This is a genomic window from Xenorhabdus ishibashii (genome assembly GCF_002632755.1).
In the GTDB taxonomy this organism is placed as follows: Bacteria; Pseudomonadota; Gammaproteobacteria; order Enterobacterales; family Enterobacteriaceae; genus Xenorhabdus; species Xenorhabdus ishibashii.
The window spans coordinates 2,985,706-3,006,526 of the sequence record NZ_NJAK01000001.1 but is presented as its reverse complement, the minus strand read 5'-3'; the positions used below and the strand labels follow the sequence as shown (position 1 = coordinate 3,006,526).

Annotated in this window: 16 protein-coding genes; 6 read left to right on the top strand and 10 right to left on the bottom strand. The window is 42.4% G+C overall.

What is annotated here, in order from left to right:
• Positions 1–12 precede the first annotated feature (12 nt).
• Both Xish_RS14250 and hexA read right to left on the bottom strand, forming a co-directional pair.
• Complete coding sequence (locus Xish_RS14250; RefSeq protein WP_099118396.1) at positions 13–474, bottom strand: NADH-quinone oxidoreductase subunit A; 462 nt, start codon at positions 472–474, stop codon at positions 13–15.
• A 715-nt stretch (positions 475–1,189) separates the two neighbouring features.
• Positions 1,190–2,182, bottom strand: a complete 993-nt coding sequence (hexA, locus tag Xish_RS14245; protein WP_099118395.1) for a transcriptional regulator HexA — start codon at positions 2,180–2,182, stop codon at positions 1,190–1,192.
• A 795-nt stretch (positions 2,183–2,977) separates the two neighbouring features.
• On the opposite strand from hexA, the gene Xish_RS14240 reads away from it, so the two are divergent.
• Together Xish_RS14240 and yfbR are read left to right on the top strand one after the other, a co-directional pair.
• Positions 2,978–4,192 (top strand): pyridoxal phosphate-dependent aminotransferase, encoded by a 1,215-nt coding sequence (locus Xish_RS14240; RefSeq protein ID WP_099118394.1) that lies wholly within the window; start codon positions 2,978–2,980, stop codon positions 4,190–4,192.
• A 214-nt stretch (positions 4,193–4,406) separates the two neighbouring features.
• Positions 4,407–4,988, top strand: a complete 582-nt coding sequence (yfbR, locus tag Xish_RS14235) for a 5'-deoxynucleotidase (protein WP_099118393.1) — start codon at positions 4,407–4,409, stop codon at positions 4,986–4,988.
• A 196-nt stretch (positions 4,989–5,184) separates the two neighbouring features.
• Here the strand turns inward: yfbR and Xish_RS14230 are convergent, their stop codons facing one another.
• From Xish_RS14230 to yfbV, 3 genes are all read right to left on the bottom strand, one after another.
• Positions 5,185–7,014 carry an SLC13 family permease gene (locus tag Xish_RS14230; RefSeq protein ID WP_099118775.1) on the bottom strand — a complete coding sequence of 610 codons (1,830 nt, stop codon included), beginning with the start codon at positions 7,012–7,014 and terminating at the stop codon, positions 5,185–5,187.
• A gap of 193 nt (positions 7,015–7,207) precedes the next feature.
• Positions 7,208–7,867, bottom strand: a complete 660-nt coding sequence (locus Xish_RS14225; RefSeq protein ID WP_099118392.1) for a sugar phosphatase — start codon at positions 7,865–7,867, stop codon at positions 7,208–7,210.
• A gap of 77 nt (positions 7,868–7,944) precedes the next feature.
• Complete coding sequence (gene yfbV, locus Xish_RS14220) at positions 7,945–8,400, bottom strand: terminus macrodomain insulation protein YfbV (protein WP_099118391.1); 456 nt, start codon at positions 8,398–8,400, stop codon at positions 7,945–7,947.
• 264 nt (positions 8,401–8,664) lie between these two features.
• Here yfbV and ackA point away from each other — a divergent pair, with 264 nt between their 5' ends.
• The 4 genes from ackA to Xish_RS14200 all read left to right on the top strand — a co-directional run bounded on the left by ackA (position 8,665) and on the right by Xish_RS14200 (position 14,210).
• On the top strand, positions 8,665–9,867 hold the full coding sequence (gene ackA, locus Xish_RS14215; protein WP_099118390.1) for an acetate kinase: 1,203 nt from the start codon (positions 8,665–8,667) through the stop codon (positions 9,865–9,867).
• A 107-nt stretch (positions 9,868–9,974) separates the two neighbouring features.
• Positions 9,975–12,119 (top strand): phosphate acetyltransferase, encoded by a 2,145-nt coding sequence (gene pta, locus Xish_RS14210; RefSeq protein ID WP_099118389.1) that lies wholly within the window; start codon positions 9,975–9,977, stop codon positions 12,117–12,119.
• 668 nt (positions 12,120–12,787) lie between these two features.
• The gene (locus Xish_RS14205; RefSeq protein ID WP_099118388.1) at positions 12,788–13,162 is read left to right on the top strand and encodes a hypothetical protein; all 375 of its coding nucleotides are present in this window, start codon (positions 12,788–12,790) and stop codon (positions 13,160–13,162) included.
• 157 nt (positions 13,163–13,319) lie between these two features.
• Entirely contained in the window at positions 13,320–14,210 is an 891-nt protein-coding gene (locus Xish_RS14200; protein ID WP_099118387.1) for a hypothetical protein, read from the top strand.
• Positions 14,211–14,425: 215 nt separating this feature from the next.
• On the opposite strand, the gene Xish_RS14195 is transcribed toward Xish_RS14200, so the two are convergent.
• From Xish_RS14195 to astA, 5 genes are all read right to left on the bottom strand, one after another.
• Entirely contained in the window at positions 14,426–15,850 is a 1,425-nt protein-coding gene (locus Xish_RS14195) for an amino acid permease (RefSeq protein ID WP_099118386.1), read from the bottom strand.
• Positions 15,851–15,884: 34 nt separating this feature from the next.
• The gene (gene astE / locus Xish_RS14190; protein ID WP_099118385.1) at positions 15,885–16,865 is read right to left on the bottom strand and encodes a succinylglutamate desuccinylase; all 981 of its coding nucleotides are present in this window, start codon (positions 16,863–16,865) and stop codon (positions 15,885–15,887) included.
• 12 nt (positions 16,866–16,877) lie between these two features.
• Positions 16,878–18,221: an N-succinylarginine dihydrolase gene (astB, locus tag Xish_RS14185; RefSeq protein ID WP_099118774.1), complete on the bottom strand. Its 1,344-nt coding sequence runs from the start codon at positions 18,219–18,221 to the stop codon at positions 16,878–16,880.
• Between the two features lie 16 nt (positions 18,222–18,237).
• The gene (gene astD, locus Xish_RS14180; RefSeq protein WP_099118384.1) at positions 18,238–19,719 is read right to left on the bottom strand and encodes a succinylglutamate-semialdehyde dehydrogenase; all 1,482 of its coding nucleotides are present in this window, start codon (positions 19,717–19,719) and stop codon (positions 18,238–18,240) included.
• Positions 19,720–19,791: 72 nt separating this feature from the next.
• A complete protein-coding gene (gene astA / locus Xish_RS14175) occupies positions 19,792–20,820 on the bottom strand; it encodes an arginine N-succinyltransferase (RefSeq protein WP_244186140.1) in 1,029 nt (342 codons plus the stop codon).
• Between the last annotated feature and the right edge of the window lies 1 nt (position 20,821).

The window sequence follows — 20,821 nt, the reverse complement described above, 5'->3', positions numbered from 1 at the left end:
TATGCCTCGCTATTACTTCATGTGACTGTTGTTGGTAGTGGTGTCAGTGTTGATATAAGTATCAGCACTCGGTTTACTGACCTGACGTTTTGAACGTGCAGGTGTCCAATCCAACGCCCCGATGCGCGCCAGATAAACCAAACCTGCCAATAACACCAAAATGAAAATGCTTGCTTCGGCAAAGCCTAGCCAACCGCTCTCTTTGATTGAGACGGCCCATGCATACAAATAAAGGACTTCAATGTCGAAGATAACAAAGAACATGGCAACCAGATAAAACTTCGCCGACAAACGTAAACGTGCACTGCCGACAGAATCGATACCTGATTCATAAGGTATGTGTTTTGCTCTGGCTTTCGCCTTGCCTCCCATGAAGTACCCACCCAGTAACATGAGTGCGCACAAACCAAGAGCACCTATTAGAAAAACCGCGAATGCCCAGTGATGGGCTAAAATTCCAGTGGATGTAGACATACTCGTTGCTTACTCATCAAAAGTGGTGTCAAGGTATCTGCTCTTTCTCTTTTTGCCGGCAGTGTTGCACCACATCGATTCATGGGAAGGAATAACAACCAAATCTGAAACAACGCTAATCAATTCACCTTATAGCTTGAATCATCTTGGTTTTTATTCCTCTCAACAAAATTTGCCATAACGGCAAAACCACTTGCATATTTATTTACAAACCACAAACCATTAATTAACGGATTGTGTTGATATATCGCTAAAACGTGTCAGTCATACAAAAAAACGTCTTTCCGATATAACTAGTCTAACCGATAACTCGACTTTACTACACCATTATCGCAGGAAAAACCTGTCTTTCCACTGTACCGCTTGGGATATTTTTATGATCAAGTGCACAATTTCATGGAAAAACATTCAGCACTTGAATGTAATTTATTCAACTTTTAATGAATTGTTTCTAAAAACAACTAATAAAGTGCAATAAGCGAGCTATTCCTGAAAACGTTTTTATTTTATCAAGTTAGGAAAATGAAATTTGTTAACGAAGCAACATTCTTTTAACTAAAATTCGAAAGGTATAGGAAAATTAACAGGGTATATTTCTTATTAGAAATATCAGAAATGGAAATGAAAACTTGGAAGGATTATTAATAAGTAATTAACAACAGGCTAATACTTCCATGAATAAAATGGAAATATTAGCCTATAAAACACATAATACTTATTCGTCTATATTTTCAACGGAATTTTCATCAACTATTTCAGTTGATTTATTGGGTTCAATCGTGTCGATAGATTCATCCATCTCGTCGGATTCATCGGATTCAACAGTTGTTACAGTATAAGGTGTTTTCTTATTTTCTATTGCACCAAAAACAGTCAGAACAGATTCGTTCTGTTCGTTACTATTACGATATAAGAAGAATTGGATTTCCGGCAGACGTGGTAATCCTTCAATTTCACCTAAAATTCTCAGATCTGCATTCTGCATTTCCAGAGGGCGAGCGGTAATACCGACTTCTGCATTCACAGCCGAGCGAACAGCGGATAAGGAAGCAGCTTCATACGCAACACGCCATGAAATGCCTGACATATCCAAAGTTTCCTGAGCAATCTGGCGGAAAGGATTGGTTTCATCCATCACAACTAATGGTACAGGTTCATTCGTCTGCAATTGGAAATCTGGTGCACAATGCCATAAAACAGGCGAAGAGCGTAAGATCGTTTTAGGATGGTGGTTGATTTTTGCTGTGGTTAATGCCAAATCAATCTCATGGTTATCCAACATGTTTTCGATAAATTGAGCGCGCTTAATGCGTACATCAACCGCTACACGTGGATAGACAGAGGCAATACGGTTTAATAAGAAAGGAAGCAGTGTATCAACAGCGTCATCTGATACGCCTATTCTTAATTCACCGTCTGCATCATTATAGGTTAATGATGCTGTTGCATCGTCATTGGCACGCAAAATTTGGCGTGCGTAACCAAGAAGTTGAAGCCCATGTTCAGTCAGAAGCTTATTACGGCCGTGACGAGCAAACAACTCTCTCCCCACGAGATGTTCCAACCGCTGCATTTGCTGACTAACAGCCGACTGCGTTCTAGAAACAGCTGCCGCTGCTGCTGCAAAAGTATTTAAGTCAGCAACAGCAACAAAAGTTCTTAGCAGATCGAGATCGAGGTTTATTATCTGACGATTTGCATTTATCATTGTTTATTCATCACTTTTTTTTGATTTTAATTACTAACTAACCTGGTGTTTTTACTTCAACAGTATCAAATAAAATAATACCGATTGTGACATTACTCTACTCTATTAAATAGGGCAAAGGTTTACTGCTTTTTTTTACTATTTAGATCATCATGGGTTTTATTTTCTCCTTTTTTAACAAAATTTATGCAATCCTAAAATAAGTTGGAGAGAAAATCCTATTTACATCACATAATCACCAATTTCCAGTACAAATACCCTTTTTCTGACTTGCTTCAAAAAATAACCTAATCTGAATTAGGAACACTTAACATTATCAGATAGTATTAGAATTTTTAATAAATTAACATTTTCAGTAAATAGGCTTAAAAATGTTATGGATAAAAACTCAAAAAAATTGTCAAAGTATCATGTGATAAAAACCTAAATTAACTTTAGGTCGATAAAGATAAATTATAAGAATACATTATACAAATCTTCTTACTTTTATTGACAATTTGAAGATCCTTAAACAAAACGGCACATAATCTCGTAAAAATGACCTATCCTTTCTCTCTTACCAACTAAAAACCAGCCATTAATCAAAATTTAAACCCAATCTAACACATATTATTGAAATAAAACACCAATAAAAGACAGTAATTCAGATGGCAAACTTATTCATTTATTCTTAAAACAACCATTTTAACCAAAGATATCAAAGTCTCTTCAAAATACAGACTGAGAAGAGTACATTGATCATCACACTTTTTATGCCGGTTAGTATCCATTTTGCCAAAGAGGTCAAGGCACCCTATGTTTTCCATTAATAAATCCAGTAAATTAGATAATGTCTGCTATGACATTCGAGGAAATACCCTCAAAGAAGCTAAGCGACTCGAAGAAGAAGGTAATAAGGTACTGAAATTAAACATCGGTAATCCGGCGCCATTCGGATTTGAAGCACCAGATGAAATTTTAGTCGATGTTATCCGCAATCTGCCAACTGCTCAGGGTTACTCGGATTCAAAAGGGTTGTATTCAGCGCGTAAGGCAATCATGCAGCATTATCAAGCCAGAAATATGCTGGATGTTACCGTTGAAGATATTTTTATTGGTAATGGTGTTTCTGAACTTATTGTCCAATCCATGCAGGCCCTGTTGAATACTGGGGACGAAATGTTGGTTCCTGCGCCTGACTATCCTCTTTGGACTGCGGCAGTTTCACTTTCCAGCGGTCATGCCGTCCACTATCTATGTGATGAGCAACAAGGCTGGTTTCCTGACTTAGATGACATACGCCGTAAAATTACCCCACGTACCCGCGGTATTGTTATTATTAACCCGAATAACCCAACCGGAGCGGTATATAGCAAAGAATTGTTGCTGGAAATAGTAGAAATCGCCCGCCAACATAATTTGATTATCTTTGCGGACGAGATTTATGACAAAATCCTGTACGATGATGCCCAACACCATTCCATCGCAGCATTAGCGCCTGATCTCTTTACTGTTACGTTTAATGGTCTGTCCAAAACCTATCGCGTCGCTGGTTTCCGTCAAGGCTGGATGGTATTGAATGGCCCTAAAAAGCAGGCCAGGGATTATATTGAAGGATTAGAAATGCTGGCATCAATGCGCCTTTGTGCCAATGTACCAATGCAGCACGCCATTCAAACAGCATTAGGCGGTTATCAAAGCATCAGCGAATTTATTTTTCCAGGTGGCAGACTCTATGAACAGCGCAACCGTGCATGGGAGCTGATTAACCAGATCCCTGGAATTTCCTGTGTGAAACCCATGGGTGCTCTCTATATGTTCCCGAAAATAGACACCAAACGTTTCAATATTTATGATGACCAAAAAATGGTACTAGATCTCTTACTACAGGAAAAAGTTTTACTGGTTCAAGGCACCGCATTTAACTGGCCCGATCCAGACCATTTCCGTATTGTTACACTGCCACATGTCACTGACTTACAAATGGCAATTGAAAAATTCGCCCGTTTTATCGGTAACTATCGTCAATAACCACAATCCCCCTTATTAAAGCCAATCCCATTAAATATTAATAGATTAATGGGATGGCTATTCTCTGAGATAAATAGTTATTTCTTTACTGGCCGCTATTTTTTCCAGAAGTGAATATTCCCGTCATTTTTCAAGTTATAGATACTCCGCTCACAATTAATCATATTATTCCGCTACAATTTGGCTACAAATCACTCGGCTACAAGAGGAAATTATGAGTCATTTTTTCGCCCAATTATCCCGCCTAAAATTAATTAGTCGTTGGCCTCTTATGCGAAATGTGCGTACAGAAAATGTTTCAGAGCACAGTTTGCAGGTTGCTTTTGTCGCACACGCTTTGGCAATAATCAAAAATCGCAAATTCAACGGTAATGTTAATCCTGAACGGATCGCCCTGTTGGCTATGTATCACGATGCCAGCGAAGTCATCACCGGCGATTTACCAACGCCAATTAAGTACTACAATCCCCAAATCGCCCATGAATATAAGAAAATAGAAAAAATAGCCCAACAAAAACTATTGGGTATGTTACCGACTGAACTACAAGATGATTTCCTCTCCATTTTGGATGAGCATCACCATAGTGAAGAAGAAATTCATATTATCAAGCAAGCTGATGCATTATGCGCATATTTGAAATGCCTGGAGGAACTCTCAGCAGGCAATACTGAATTCAATCAAGCCAAAAGCCGATTGGACAAGACATTGACAGAACGCCGCAGTGAAGAAATGGATTATTTTATGGCTGTGTTTGTACCGAGTTTCAGTCTCTCCCTTGATGAAATCAGTTTATAAATTTATTTAGATACTGCTAATGCATTGCCACTGTTACATCTCTACAACTATTTGATTACTAATTACAACTATCTGGCAGGGATCACTCGACCATAATCATTAAGTGTTACCATTGTTAGCCATACATTTATTTAATAATATTAATCTATAGTTACAATGCAGCTCCCTGCCATGTGGAGCTGCCTGAATAAAAACATTAGAATGGGAAAAGTATTGGGATAATCGTGACACTAATTCCCATTACAATTAACGTAAAAGGCACACCAAGTTTCACAAAATCAGCAAACCGATACCCACCAGGCCCCAATATCAATGTATTAACGGGTGATGAAACTGGTGTCATAAATGCTGCCGAAGCCGCCACGCCAATAATCATTGCAAAAGGCAGAGGAGAAACAGCCATCTCATTCGCTGCCGCAATCGCAATCGGAGCCATTAGCACTGCCGTCGCGGTGTTAGAAATAAACAACCCTATAATGGCGCAAAGTATAAACAGACACACCAGCATCACCCGTGGCCCCATATTACCTGCGATATCCATCAATCCCTGGACAATGAGAGCAATGCCTCCCGTCTTCTGTAATGCCAACGCAAAAGGCATCATGCCAACAATCAAAATAATACTCGGCCAGTGAATGGAACGATAAGCACTTTCCATATCAATACAACGGAATTTCCCCATTAGCAGACAGGCAATTAACGCAGCAATAAAGTTCGGGATTTCATTGGTCAGCATCATAGCAACCATCAGGGCCAGGCAGAATAAGGCATGAGGTGCCTGTGAGGCCGCAGGAGCCGCATTTTCCACCTCAACGGGCAGATTTAACACAATAAAATCAGGAGTTTTTGTTTTTAACGCGTGGATCAATTTCCAGTCGCCGATCAACAGCAGTGTATCGCCAAGCAACAAAGGTTCATCGACTAACTTCCCCTCTAACGCTTTTCCCCCGCGACGGATCCCTACGACAGTGAGACCATAACGTGTACGAAATTTCATGTCCCGCAATGATTGTCCCAATAGTTCGGATTCAGGGAGCACTGAAACCTCAGCCATCCCAACATTACGAGAATGCTCGGAAAAATACTCCCCGCGCAATACCATCGGTTCTAACCGTTGCTCACGGCAAAATTCTCGTAAATCAACATCACTATCCGACATATCCACCAGCAAAACATCCTGCCCCTGCAATTCCATATCTCCAGTGGCAGCAACCATCACTCGGCGAAATTTACGCCAACGTTCAATACCAATGACATTGGCACCATAACGGGCACGCAACCCTAATTCATCCAAGGTATGTCCAACCAAAGGTGAACCTTGACGGATAGTAAAACGACGAGCGCGACCAGACAATTTATAGTCACGTATCAAATCACGAAATGTCCGGTGATAACGTTCGTCCGCTGCCTGATAGTTTTCTCCCCCTAGCCAACGACGAGCGACTAACATGTAAACCACGCCAGACATCAACACGAATATGCCGATCGGTGTAATAGAAAAGAAATCAAAACCCCGCAGACCTTCACGCACCAACTCACTATTGACGACCATATTAGGAGGCGTTGCCACCAGAGTCATCATGCCACTGATCAAACCGGCAAATCCCAATGGCATCATCAATCGCCCTGAAGATATTTTCATTTTGGCGGCCACGCTCAAGACAACAGGAATAAATATCGCCACAACGCCCGTAGAACTCATGAACGCCCCCAATCCGGCAACTGATACCATTAACCAAACTAACATCTTGGTTTCACTGTTACCTGCGACACGAACCAGCCAGTCTCCCATCTGATAAGCCACCCCAGTCCTCACCAGCCCTTCACCAATGACAAACAGGGCAGCAATCAATAACACGTTGGGATCACTAAAACCGACAGTAGCTTCACTTAACGTCAGTGTGCCACTCAGGACAAATGCGATGATCAGCAATAAAGCCACAACATCCATTCTGACTTTATTGGTGGTGAAAAGCACAATGGCTATTAATAGCAGGGTTAATACCCACAACAGTTCGCTACTCAATTTGGCCTCTATCAACGATACCTTTCAAATATGACTTATCCGCACAGCCAATCTGCTCATTGACAGATTGGCTATATATCAAAAAGACTACATATCAAAGTATTACAGGTACAAACGTTAACAAAGTAAGTAGACCATGTTTTTCAGAGAAAATCCCTCTTTCTGATCAAGGAACTTTCTGATTTAGGGGGTCTCAATCGGTATAAATAGATACATAACTGCCAGATTTGACAATCTCAATATCTTCCAGACTATTAATCGTCAAATGGATTTCATCACGGCGCGGAATATCCGGCGAATCGTGGACAACAACAACCTGACAACCCGCATCCAGTCCGGCATTAATTCCCGCAGCAGCATCCTCAAACACGACACACTCTTCTGGCAAGAGTCCCAGTTTTTTCGCCCCCAATAAATAAGGCTCAGGGTTTGGTTTTCCATTTGTAACAGACTCTGCCGTCACCCAATAAGCAGGTTCCGGTAACTCCGCCACTTTATGACGTGCAGAAGCAAGAGTAACCGTTCCTGATGTTACAATGGCCCACGGGATATCCAGCGCATTCAACTTATCAATCAGGGCGATGGCACCAGGCAAAGCGGTAATACCTTCTGTATCTTCTGTTTCAATTTTCTCAATCCATTTGAAAGTGTCAGTGATCTCTTCTTCACTCGCGTCGGGCATAAAATGTCGTAGTGACAATATCGCCGGCGTACCATGAACATAGTTCAACACTTCATCTTTATCGATACCCATCTTATCGGCAAACAAAATCCATGCTCGCTCAACCGCAGGCAATGAATCAATCAGAGTACCATCCAAATCGAATAAAAAACCTCTACATTTCAGAACCAAACCCGACTCCTTCAAACGTCATTATTTGTTAATCATCATGTGGTAATACAATATTTATCCCACACGACATCTGGGGATTAAATATCATCAAGAAAAGAGTTATCCAACTGCTTAAAAGCCCGTTTAAGCAATTCAGCCAGCGAAAAATAGGTCGGGGCACTTTCCACTGGTGCCATTGCGATGCCCGCATGGGTAAATTTTTCCCGAATTTCATAAAACCAATTCAACAATCTTTCCGGTAATGGTGTCGCCGCACGTTTTCCCAACCACCATAACCCCTGTAACGGCAAACTACAGGCAAACAGCGCTGTGGCCACCGATGGTCCCAATTGACCGCCCAACGCGATTTGCCATGTCAAGGTAAAAATTGCCAACGGCGGCATAAACCGAATACCAAAGCGAGTTGCCTTAATCACACGATTTTCAGGAAAAACAGGCGCAAGCTGCTTTTCCAATGGCCAAGTTTTCAAATATTGCTGTCCTAATTGCATGCGCTTGAACCAACCCTGGCTAACAGGTGGTGTCGTGTTCATCATGACCTCAATCAATTAAAGGTATAGTTTTTAAAAAATCTCTACAAAAGATAAAATCTTTTTTGTAGTATTAATACTATTAAGTATATTTTGTCTTTATTGCTAGCAAACGGTATCCTACACAGACTTTTATGTTGTTGCAGTAGCAAAACAGGAATTTTGCCCTTTTTCGCAACAATTAGGTTCGGTTTGTTAATAAATTATTTTATTTTTAACATTGTTCTTATTTTAAGATTAGATCACAACAAGATAATAGGTATTTCCATGTCAAGTAAGCTGGTACTGGTTCTTAATTGCGGTAGCTCCTCCCTGAAATTCGCTATCATCGATCCTGCCAATGGTGAAGAATATCTTTCTGGTTTAGCAGAGTGCTTTGGCCTGCCTGAAGCCCGTATTAAATGGAAAATGGATGGCGCGAAAAACGAAGCTGCTTTAGGTGCCGGCGCAGCACACAGCGAAGCACTGAACTTCATTGTTAATACTATCCTGGCTGAAAAATCAGAACTTTCTGCACAAATTTCTGCCATCGGTCACCGCATTGTTCATGGTGGTGAGAAGTTCACTTCTTCTGTAGTTATCACTGATGAAGTTATCGCAGGCATTGAAGCGGCTATTCCATTCGCACCACTGCACAACCCTGCTCACCTGATCGGTATTGCTGAAGCGAAAAAAGCATTCCCTCATCTACTTGAGAAAAACATTGCAGTATTTGACACCGCATTCCACCAGACTATGCCTGAAGAAGCATACCTATACGCACTGCCTTACAACCTGTATAAAGAGCATGGCATCCGTCGTTACGGTGCACATGGTACCAGTCATTTCTATGTTTCTCGTGAAGCAGCTAAGATGCTGAACAAACCCGTTGAAGAACTGAACGTCATCACCTGCCACTTGGGCAATGGTGGTTCTGTTTCTGCAATTGTTAACGGTCAGTGTGTTGATACTTCTATGGGTTTGACCCCACTGGAAGGTCTGGTCATGGGCACCCGCAGTGGTGACATCGACCCCGCTATCGTATTCCACCTGCACGATGCAATGGGCATGAGCATTGCTCAGATCAACACCCTGCTGACCAAAGAGTCTGGTTTCTTAGGTCTGACCGAAGTCACCAGCGATTGCCGTTACGTAGAAGACAACTACGAAACTAAAGCTGATGCTAAACGTGCTATGGATGTTTACTGCCACCGTCTGGCCAAATACATCGGCGCATACAGTGCTCTGATGGAAGGCCGTCTGGACGCAATTATCTTCACTGGTGGCATCGGTGAAAACTCTGCGCTGGTTCGTGAACTGACCATGAAGAAAGTTGCTCTGCTGGGCTTCGAATATGATCACGAGCGTAACCTTGCCGCTCGCTTCGGCAAATCAGGCGTTATCACTACAGATAACAGCCGTCCTGCTCTGGTTATCCCAACTAATGAAGAATTGGTTATTGCTCAGGATTCAGCACGTCTGACCGCGTAATCAGCATAATTTTAGAGCCGCCAGTATTGCCATTGCTGGCGGTTTTCTCGAATATATCGCACTGAGTCACATTTATTGACTGACGAGCAACCGTTAAAGAGGTTTCCGTGTCCCGTACAATTATGTTAATCCCTACCGACACTAGCGTTGGTTTAACCAGTGTCAGCCTGGGTGTTATTCGCTCTATGGAGCAAAAAGGCGTTCGCCTGAGCGTTTTCAAACCTATAGCACAACCACGTCACTCTGGTTCTCAGGATCAAACCACTTCGATTATCCGTTCACACTCCAGCATCCATGCTGCTGAACCTCTGGATATGGCTTATGTGGAATCACTGCTGACCACTAACAAAAAAGATGTGTTAATGGAAGAGATCGTGGCACGTTACCACGAAAACGCCAAAGATGCAGAAGTGGTTCTACTCGAAGGTTTGGTTCCGACTCGCAAACATCCGTTTGCCCAATCTCTGAACTATGAAATCGCCAAAACACTGAACGCTGAAATCGTGTTCGTGACTGCTCTGGGCACTAACACCCCAGAGCAACTGAAAGAACGGATTGAACTGAGCCGTGCTGAATACGGTGGCAGCAAGAACCAAAACATTATCGGTGTCATCGTCAATAAACTGAATGCACCGGTTGATGACCAAGGCCGTACTCGCCCAGATTTATCCGAAATCTTTGACGAATCAACTAAAGCGACGATTACCAACGTCGATCCCAAAACCATCTTCAAAAACAGCCCACTGCCAATTCTCGGTTGCATCCCGTGGAGTTTTGACCTGATCGCTACCCGTGCGATTGATATGGCTAAGCACCTGAAAGCGGACATCATCAATGAAGGTGCCATCGAAAACCGTCGCATCAAGTCTGTGACTTTCTGTGCTCGCAGCATCCCTAACATGCTGGAATACTTCCGTCCGGGTTCTCTGCTGGTGACTTCTGCTGACCGCCCTGACGTCCTGATCACTGCCTGTCTGGCTGCCATGAACGGTATTGAAATTGGTGCCGTATTGCTGACCGGTGGTTACTCAATTGATGATTCTATCCGTGAACTGTGCGAACGTGCATTCAATACTGGCCTGCCCGTTTTCACTGTGGAAACCAATACATGGCAGACTTCCCTGAACCTGCAAAGTTTCAGTCTGGAAGTTCCAGCCGATGACCACGAGCGTATCGAAAAAGTACAAAACTACGTTGCACAACATATCAGCAGCGAGTGGATCGATTCTCTGGCAGCCGCATCAGAGCGTCCAAACCTCCTGTCTCCACCAGCATTCCGCTATCAGTTGACCGAACTGGCTCGTCAGGCTGGCAAACGTATCGTTCTGCCGGAAGGCGACGAGCCACGTACCGTCAAAGCTGCGGCGATCTGTGCTGAACGTGGCATTGCAGAATGTATCCTGCTGGGCGATCCAGAAGAGATCCGTCGTGTCGCTGCGGCTCAAGGCGTTGAACTGGGTGCAGGTATTGAAATCATCAACCCAGTGTCAGCACGTGAACGTTATGTGCCACGTCTGGTTGAACTGCGCAAAAACAAAGGCATGACCGAAGTTGTTGCCCGCGAACAACTGGAAGACAACGTCGTTCTGGGCACCCTGATGTTGGAACAAGACGAAGTTGACGGTCTGGTTTCCGGTGCGGTGCATACCACAGCAAATACCATTCGCCCGCCATTGCAGTTAATTAAGACAGCACCAAATAGCTCTCTGGTTTCTTCTGTCTTCTTTATGTTGCTACCAGAGCAAGTGCTGGTTTACGGTGACTGTGCGATCAACCCTGATCCAACCGCAGAACAACTGTCTGAAATCGCGATCCAATCTGCGGATTCTGCCAAAGCATTTGGTATTGAGCCTCGTGTTGCGATGATCTCTTACTCCACCGGTAACTCTGGTGCAGGCAGCGATGTTGAAAAAGTGCGTGAAGCAACCCGTTTGGCACAGGAAAAACGCCCAGACCTGATCATCGATGGCCCATTGCAGTACGACGCAGCTATCATGGCAGATGTAGCGAAATCCAAGGCACCAAATTCACCCGTTGCAGGCCAGGCAACCGTGTTCATTTTCCCAGATCTGAACACGGGTAATACCACTTACAAAGCAGTACAACGTTCAGCGGATCTGGTTTCCATCGGGCCAATGCTGCAAGGTATGCGCAAACCCGTTAACGATCTGTCCCGTGGCGCACTGGTTGATGATATCGTTTATACCGTTGCACTGACTGCAATTCAGGCAACTCAGCAAGAAAACGCTTAATTTTCTGGCTGCATAAACATGAAATAGTCCTATGCTGTTAGCATAGGACTATTTTTCCCCTTCCTATGGATCATCCCAATAAAAATTCAGAATCTAGCCAGTTTCCCTTCAAGTGGGCTATTGTTTCAAAAGATTATTTATCTGAATGAAAAGTCAAACATTTTCAATAACCAATAACAATGTATATAACGATTTATTACCATTATTCTTGCGGTAATTAAAATTTTTTCTATAAAAAAAATGACAAAAGAGCTAATCTGATACTATGATAAACATCATAGTAATGATATTTTTTAAATTTATCATTATCCAGCGCCTGCTTCTTAAATTAACAATTTTGATTTTACTATAATATAGATTTATTTCCTACTGGTGTAACTTTAGATATTTTCATCTATTACATAAATATTATTATTTTAAATAGGGAAGGCTAACTCTTACATTCTAATCAAATATTATTTAAATAATACATTCTTTCTCTATTATAACTATAAATTTTCCTAAAATTGAATTTTTCTTAATAAACAAGATGCGAGGATGATAACGACTGCTCTGATAAAAATAATGAAATATTCCATTCATTTTTTAATCTTCAGTTTTTTGTGGTTGCACATTTAAATTCATTAAATATATTTATGCACCACAACTTAATCTTAGACGAGGTCATTATGAAATTTAAAATTACTCTAATTATTTTCATTGCTATGATAATAAATAATTATGCTTATTCTTATGCTGGAAACTGTAACAATAATCTGAATAAAAAAGGTTATGTGACTGCCGTTTATTTAGGGGTAGATGATGATCAAGATGCCAGAATCACATTTAATTTCAGACCAGTAGATTCAAAAACCACAACAACGATATCCCTTTATAACTATATAACTGGTACTAAAGACAAAACTACCTTTAATTCGACTGCGAGTAAAAATGCCAGGGCGGCATATGCTCTTTTATTGACAGCTTATACAACAGGGACATCAGTAAAAATTATGAGATGTTATGATAATGGGGTTGTAGGCTTTGGAATAATAAGATCTTAGCTCTGGCTATTGAAAAACAAAGCTCTTATCTTATTAAAAACGTAAATATTCATATTTTTTGGTAACCATTATATGTGTATCTTTTTCTTTTCTACTAAGATTAAAGAAAATTTAAACTTACAGTATCCATCATATTGGGAAAGTAAGAGAGCCTTAAATGAAATATATTTTATTGTTTTTAATATTTTTATCATCTAGTGTTTTTGCAGTGAATGATTATGATCCAGATGCTTATGGAAACCCAAACAGGCACGTTTTTTCTCAAATTATTGATCATCAAATTTATAGTCCGGCTCATTTTTTTAATAATAATTTAAGATATAGAATAGATCCACATATAAATGATATTACGATTGTTATTGGTGGGACAATACGTATTACTGTTCATACTGCACCATTAGTGATCCGTGCGGCAAATATGTGGAATCAACACCTTATAGCACATCATAGCCCCATTCGCCTTACCGAAATCGGATCAAGGGGGGAAGCTAATTTTTGGATTTCCACAGCAAATAATGAACAAGAAGATGCTCTGGGTGAGGATTTTGCTCAAACAACTTTAATTTTACCAGATGACATTCTTAATAATTATTTCGATCCACCTTTTAATATCCCAGGAGTGGTTCTGGCAAATGAATTCCACTATTCAAAAAATTTGTTCACTATAATCCGAAGCATATTTACTAATACTATGACAGAGCAAGAAGTTGCAAACATGATTGTCTATCAAACTATATCTCATGAGTTTGGTCATGCTTTAGGTCTACTTCATCCAACTATAAATGAAAATGAAGAAAGAGAAAGAACCTCTCTTTATCATCAAAATTTTTCTATAGATACACAGGGCAGACATATTATTGGCATGGCAATGACAGCACAGCGTCCCAGAGGACAACCCGATGCCAATGTACCAATAATGACATCGGACGATAGTTATTTTTACCTGTTATATGAGCAACTACATAGGCGATTAGAAGAGGGTGATATTGGGCCATCAGAATTAGAATTAAGCGCGATAGAGATGGAAAATGCATGTAGCAGGCAATAGTTCACCTTCATCCAGATATAAAAGAAATGCTATATTCTTGGAGATTTATGCAAAAAAACTAATATACTTTATCCTGTGGTGCAATCGCAGATACCCCTTGTTGGAATACTGTTATATTAATATGGTTTTAATGGGTATACCAAATCACAGGGCAAGAGCATGAAATTTTGTTAACAAAACTTTCGCGCTCTTGCCCTGCATATGTTTACCATTATCTAATTCACCATTTCATCCTGCATGCCTTGCTGTTCACGATTTTTCCGCATACGCCACAAAATTTCCAATATCACAAACCACACTGGCGTACCATATAGCGCGATACGGGTGTCATGATCAAACACCATGATCACCACCGTAAAGGCAAAAAATATCAAGGTACACCATGTCATGGGGATACCCATTGGCATTTTATAGATAGATTCTTTATGCAAGTCAGGACGTTTCTTGCGATAAGCCAGGTAAGCAATCAGTATCATACACCAGCTATAAATAACCATGATGGCTGCCACGGTCGTAACAATAGTAAATAATTTCATAACATTGGGGATAATAAATAGCAAAAATACGCCACTTGCCATACAAAGCACTGAAAATATCAAGCTAAAAATGGGAACAGCACTATTCATTGAAAGTTGTCCAAATTTGCTGTGCGCCAGCTTTTCCGTGGATAAACCATAAAGCATACGGGTACAGGCATATAATCCACTGTTGGCCGAGGACATCGCCGAAGTCAGAGCAACAAAATTGATCACCGCAGCCGCTGCCGGCAATCCTGCCAATGCAAACAGCGTCACAAAGGGACTAATTTCTGGTGAAATCTGCGGCCATGACGTAACAGCGATGATGCACATCATGGAAAGCACGTAAAAGATAATGACCCTGATAGGAATATTGTTGATAGCTTTTGGTAAAACTTTCTCTGGCTCTTTGGTTTCAGCAGTCACTGTGCCAACCAGTTCAATACCCGTAAAAGAGAAAATGGCAATCTGAAAACCGGCCAGAAATCCAAATACGCCATTGGGCAGGAATACTTCGGGTTCGGTCAAATGACTTACAGAAGCTGTTACGCCATTGGGAGAAGTCCAGCCAACAAAAACCATGCCAATGCCAACGATAATTAAAGCCACTATCGTCACCACCTTAATCATGGCAAACCAGAATTCCGTTTCACCAAACAGCCGTACTGAGAAAAAATTACACAGGCACATCAGTCCTAAAATAGACAACGCCGTTAACCAAAGCCAACTGTCTGGGAACCAATACTGGATATAGCCACCACATACCACAACATCGGCGATGCAACTGACAATCCAGCTCATCCAATAAGTCCATCCCAGAAAATAGCTGGCCTTATCCCCAAGATAATCTGCGACAAAATCAGCAAACGTTCTATAATCCAATTTAGTGAGCAATAGTTCGCCCATTGCTCTCATTACCATAAAAGCAAAAAAACCAATCAAAAGATAAGTCAGGATAATTGAGGTTCCTGATACTGCGATAGTTTTCCCTGCTCCCATAAATAATCCTGTACCAATAGCTCCCCCAATTGCGATCAACTGGACATGGCGCTTACCTAATCCACGGTGGAGTTTCTGCGCACCTGCGGATTGTTCCACAGGTGTTTTTAATGATCTCGTCATTAATAACCTCACAGTTTGCTGTTTTATGAATTGATTAGGTTAGTTTCTCTAACAACAATCCTGCCCGTAGACCAATAGCAACATGGGCATTAGGAAACAGAATAAAATTTGCAGGAGATTCTATCTTCCAGGATTGATTTTGCTGGCGGGCGATTTCAAAACCTTCCGGTAATTCAGTAAAGTTTTTCGTATCTTCTGGAATATTGAGCTGAAAATTATCATGTTGTTTGATAATGGCATCCACCACACGATAGCGGTTAAATGTCAGTTTAGCCCGTCTGCCTGAAGACAAACCGGCGATCAAATCCTGCAACGCTATGGTAATATTGTTGAATCTAGCCAGATCGTTTTGTCCAAAAGGCAGTGCCTTACCGATTTCCAGTGTACAACTATCCATATTGAAATGTTCGCTGGTAAAATTACTGAATGTTCCCCCTACTGTGTTATGAAATACTAAAGCATCGAGATCGCTATCTTCCAACCATTGTAAAAAATCCGCTGCATATTCACGTGCCTGGTATGGTAATAGCGCGAACTGTTCATGGCAGGAACCTCTGATTGCGGTGTGAAGATCGAAGTGCCGATGTTTCGTTGATGCCATCACCGCAGGTTCATGAAAAAACCGGCGGATAACAGACTCCAACTCCATAGCACGGTTCGATTCACTCCCCGATGGGAAATTTTGATAGCGTCCTCCGAACATACGATTGAGATCACTATCAATATATCGCTGCCCTGCCTGCATGGCGGGTAAATTGCCGAATATCAGCAAAAGGTTATGTTGCAATGGCAACTTTCCCTGTGCCAGTTGTGACAATAACCGGATAAGTATTTCCACAGGCGCCGTTTCATTGCCATGAATTCCGGCAGAAATAATTAACGTATCAGCGGGTTTTGATGATCTTTGCGGTAATAACTGTAATACACCTTCTGCCAACCATGATGACTGAATGGCTGGCGGAAAACACAAGTTATTTTCGATTTTGTTTTCAAGTAATAAAGTCAGTAAATCCATTTCATCTCCTGATTAATTTTGAAACTCATAAATCGAGCCCAACTTGAGGATCTGCGTCAGTTCGTCAAGGGCAGAATAGATTTCTCTTAATAGTTGCGGATCAGCAAGATCAGCCGCATACAAGGAATCCCGATAATGCCGCTCAACCCATGTCGTCAGACGTTGATACAGTTCTGGTGTCATCAAGGTCGCTGGATTTACCGCTGCTAACTCTTGTTCGTTCAAAACAACCCTGAGCCGCAAACAAGCTGGTCCGCCGCCATTGCGCATACTTTCCCGCAAGTCAAAAAAGTGGAGCTTATTGATGGGAGAATTTCCTTTCGCAATCAATTCGTGCAAATAAGCTGAGACATTGTGATTTTGCCGACACTCTTCCGGTAAAATCAGCATCATGTTGCCATCCGGCTGGCTCAGCAACTGGCTGTTAAACAAGTAAGACTCGACCGCATCCTGAATAGTGACTTGCTCCATAGGCACTTCAATTGCCACCAAAGTGTGTCCAAGCCGAGCCATTTTATCTCTCAACTCAGTCAATACTGGCTGCTGATTTAAAAAAGCCTGTTGATGATAGAAAAGGACATTACGGTTGCTAACTGCGATGACATCGTTATGAAATACACCACTATCAATGGCAACGGGATTTTGTTGGGCAAATACAGTTCTGGATCTTTCAAGCTGATGCAGACGAGCAATTGCCTGACTTGCTTCCAACGTCTGCCGAGCGGGATAGCACTTAGGTGAAACTCCTTCCTGCAATGCCTTGCGGCCATAAACAAATAACTGTACGCCTGCTTCACCATATTCGCCGCAAAAACGATTATGGTTTGCCGCACCTTCATCTCCCCAATCCGCATGTTGTGGCAGAGGATCATGATGAACAAAATGGTTTTGATCAGGAAAAGTCGCTTTCAGGGCTAGCGAAGTCGCAGGACTTTCCAGCGAACGATGCAACTTGTTATTTAAATTTGCCACCGTGAAATGGACACATTGATCCGCACTATCTGCTGAAGGGGAAACCGTTGCCGCATTTGCTGTCCACATAGAAGAGGCAGAACTGAGGTTAGACAGCAGCAACGGAGAATATTGTGCAGCTTTATTTAATACTTGTTCGTCACTGCCGGTAAACCCTAGTTGGCGCAATACAGGAAGGTTAGGACGCTGTTGCGGGGGTAAAACCCCCTGTACTAACCCCATATCAGACAACGCCTTCATTTTCATCAATCCCTGAAGTGCAGCTTTGCGAGGATTAGATCCTTTACCCTGATGATTCATGGAAGCTTCATTACCCGTTGATAGACCGGCGTAATGATGAGTCATTCCCACCAACCCATCAAAATTTGCTTCAATTCCTGACATAATCACCTCTGCCATCCTATTGATTGATGAAAAAATTAAGCCCTGGTGCAGGCGTTTCAGGCAAAACCAGACTTTCAGTAGTCAGGGAAGCCATCGGCCAGGCACAATAATCCGCTGCATAATAAGCGCTGGGACGATGATTACCGGATGCCCCAATACCACCAAACGGTGCCTTACTGGATGCGCCTGTCAGTGGTTTATTCCAATTCACGATCCCTGCTCTTGCCTCTTTCAGTAGCCTCTCAAACAGGCTGGCATCAGGAGAAATCAGCCCAGTTGCCAGCCCAAATCGGGTATCATTTGCCATCGAGGTGGCTTCTTCAAAAGTGGTATAACGCTTCACCATTAGCAGAGGCCCAAAATATTCTTCATCAGGAATATCTTTGGCATTGGTGAGATCAATGATGCCGGGTGTCATAAACGTCGAGTTCGGATCAGTCTGGGTTAAGGTGAGCAAAGATCTCCCCCCTAAAGCTAATAACTTAGTTTGGGCTTCCAGCAAACTTTCCGCTGCCGCTAAAGAGATTACCCCGCCGATAAAAGGCTGAGGATCAGCATTCCAATGGCCTGGCACAATCTGGCCTGCGGCATCAACTAGCCGCTTGATCAACGCATCTCCCTTCTCTCCCTGCTTCACCAGCAATCTGCGGGCACAAGTACAACGCTGTCCTGCGGAAATAAATGCCGATTGGATAATGGTGTAGACCGCAGCGTTAATATCATCATAATCGTCCACAATCAGGGCATTGTTGCCCCCCATCTCCAAAGCCAGCATTTTTTCTGGCTGACCTGCCAATATACGATGGAAGTGGAACCCTGTTGCCGCACTGCCGGTAAACAGCACGCCATCAATTTCATGATTATTCAGTAAAGTGCCGCCAGTTTCTTTCCCGCCTTGAACTAAATTCAGCACACCTACAGGCAATCCCGCCTTAATCCACAGCTCTACCGTTTTCTCCGCCGTCATTGGTGTCAGCTCACTAGGCTTGAACACCAATGTGTTACCGGCAATTAGCGCAGGGACAATATGCCCATTCGGTAAATGCCCCGGAAAATTATAAGGACCAAAAACAGCCATCACACCATGAGGACGATGCTGTAATATCGCTTTCCCGTCTGGCATCGATGTTTCGGAATACCCCGTCCGCTGTTCCCATGCTTCAATCGAAATAGCGATCTTACCTATCATAGATTGGACTTCTGTCCGTGTTTCCCACAAAGGCTTACTGGTTTCCTCACTGATCACTTGTGCAATTGTTTCTTTTTCTTGCGCCAGTAAATCAGCAAATATCTGAATAATCGCGATCCGTTTTTCAACTGCCAATCCAGACCATGCCGGAAATGCTTTACGGGCAGATCGGCAAGCCTCATCCACCTGATGGGTAGAAGCGCCTTTTGCTTGCCATAAAACCCTCTGATCTATAGGAGAGTATTTAACGACAGGCAGATCTTGCCCTGCTATCCACTCACCGCCAATGTAATTTGCTTGATGATTCATTGCGAAGCTCCTCAATTGCAATAGCTCTTAATGACAAAGCCTTTAATTGTGAAAACAGTTAATTGTGAACAGCTAAGAGAAAAGAGAAACGAAGCGTACCGGATCGCCATCATCCACATGCAATGCCTCCATTTCTGCGGAAGTAAGCAGCAATTCATCACTATCCAGCGGCTCAGAAACAGCCAGAAGGAGTGCTTTAAACGCCTGAAAACTCAGGTTAGAAACGATACATTGTACGCCACCCAGTGATCGGGAAATTTGGTCGTTTCTCTTAACATGCACTAGCCGACTGGCTTTGATGGTACGTACATTATCAATCTCAGCATCCAGGATGGCACCCGCATCAAAAATATCGACCGCATCGTGATAGACAAATCCCTCTTTTTCCAAAATAGCGCGGGCAGGCAGCGTATTTTCATGCACTTGCCCAATAGTCTGGCGTGCTTCTTCCGGCAACAAAGGCACATAAATCGGATGAAATGGCATTAATTCTGCAATAAACGTTTTAGAGCCAATACCGGTCAAGTAATCAGCTTCCGCAAAGGGAACATTGAAGAAATGTTTCCCAAGGGCATCCCAAAATGGCGATTCCCCCTGTTGATTCACAACACCACGCATTTCCGCAAAAATGCGTTTCGGGAAGAGATGCCGGAAGGCGGAAATAAACAGAAAACGGCTTCTGGAAAGAAAAACGCCATTGCCTCCCCCCTGATAATCTGGCTCAAGGAATAACGTACACAATTCACTGCATCCGGTGTAATCCTGCCCAACAATCAGCGTTTCAAATGTGTTATAGACGCCCAATTCGCGGGAAGCCCGCACTGAACGATGTACGCGAAAATTGTAGAAAGGCTCCTCCAGCCCAACAGCAACTTCCAGTGCACTGACCCCCACAACACGATGCTTTTCCGTGTCTTCCAAGGTGAATAAAAATCCTTGTTGTGCTCGTCCCTTTGCATCGTTGAAAGAATCAATACTGCGTGAAATCCGTGCCGTCAGATATTCCTGATTATTGGGTAATGTCGTCAGGCCAATTCCTGCACGGGACGAAAGATTGAGAATATCCTCTAAATCTTCATATTGAACGGATCTAAATAGCATC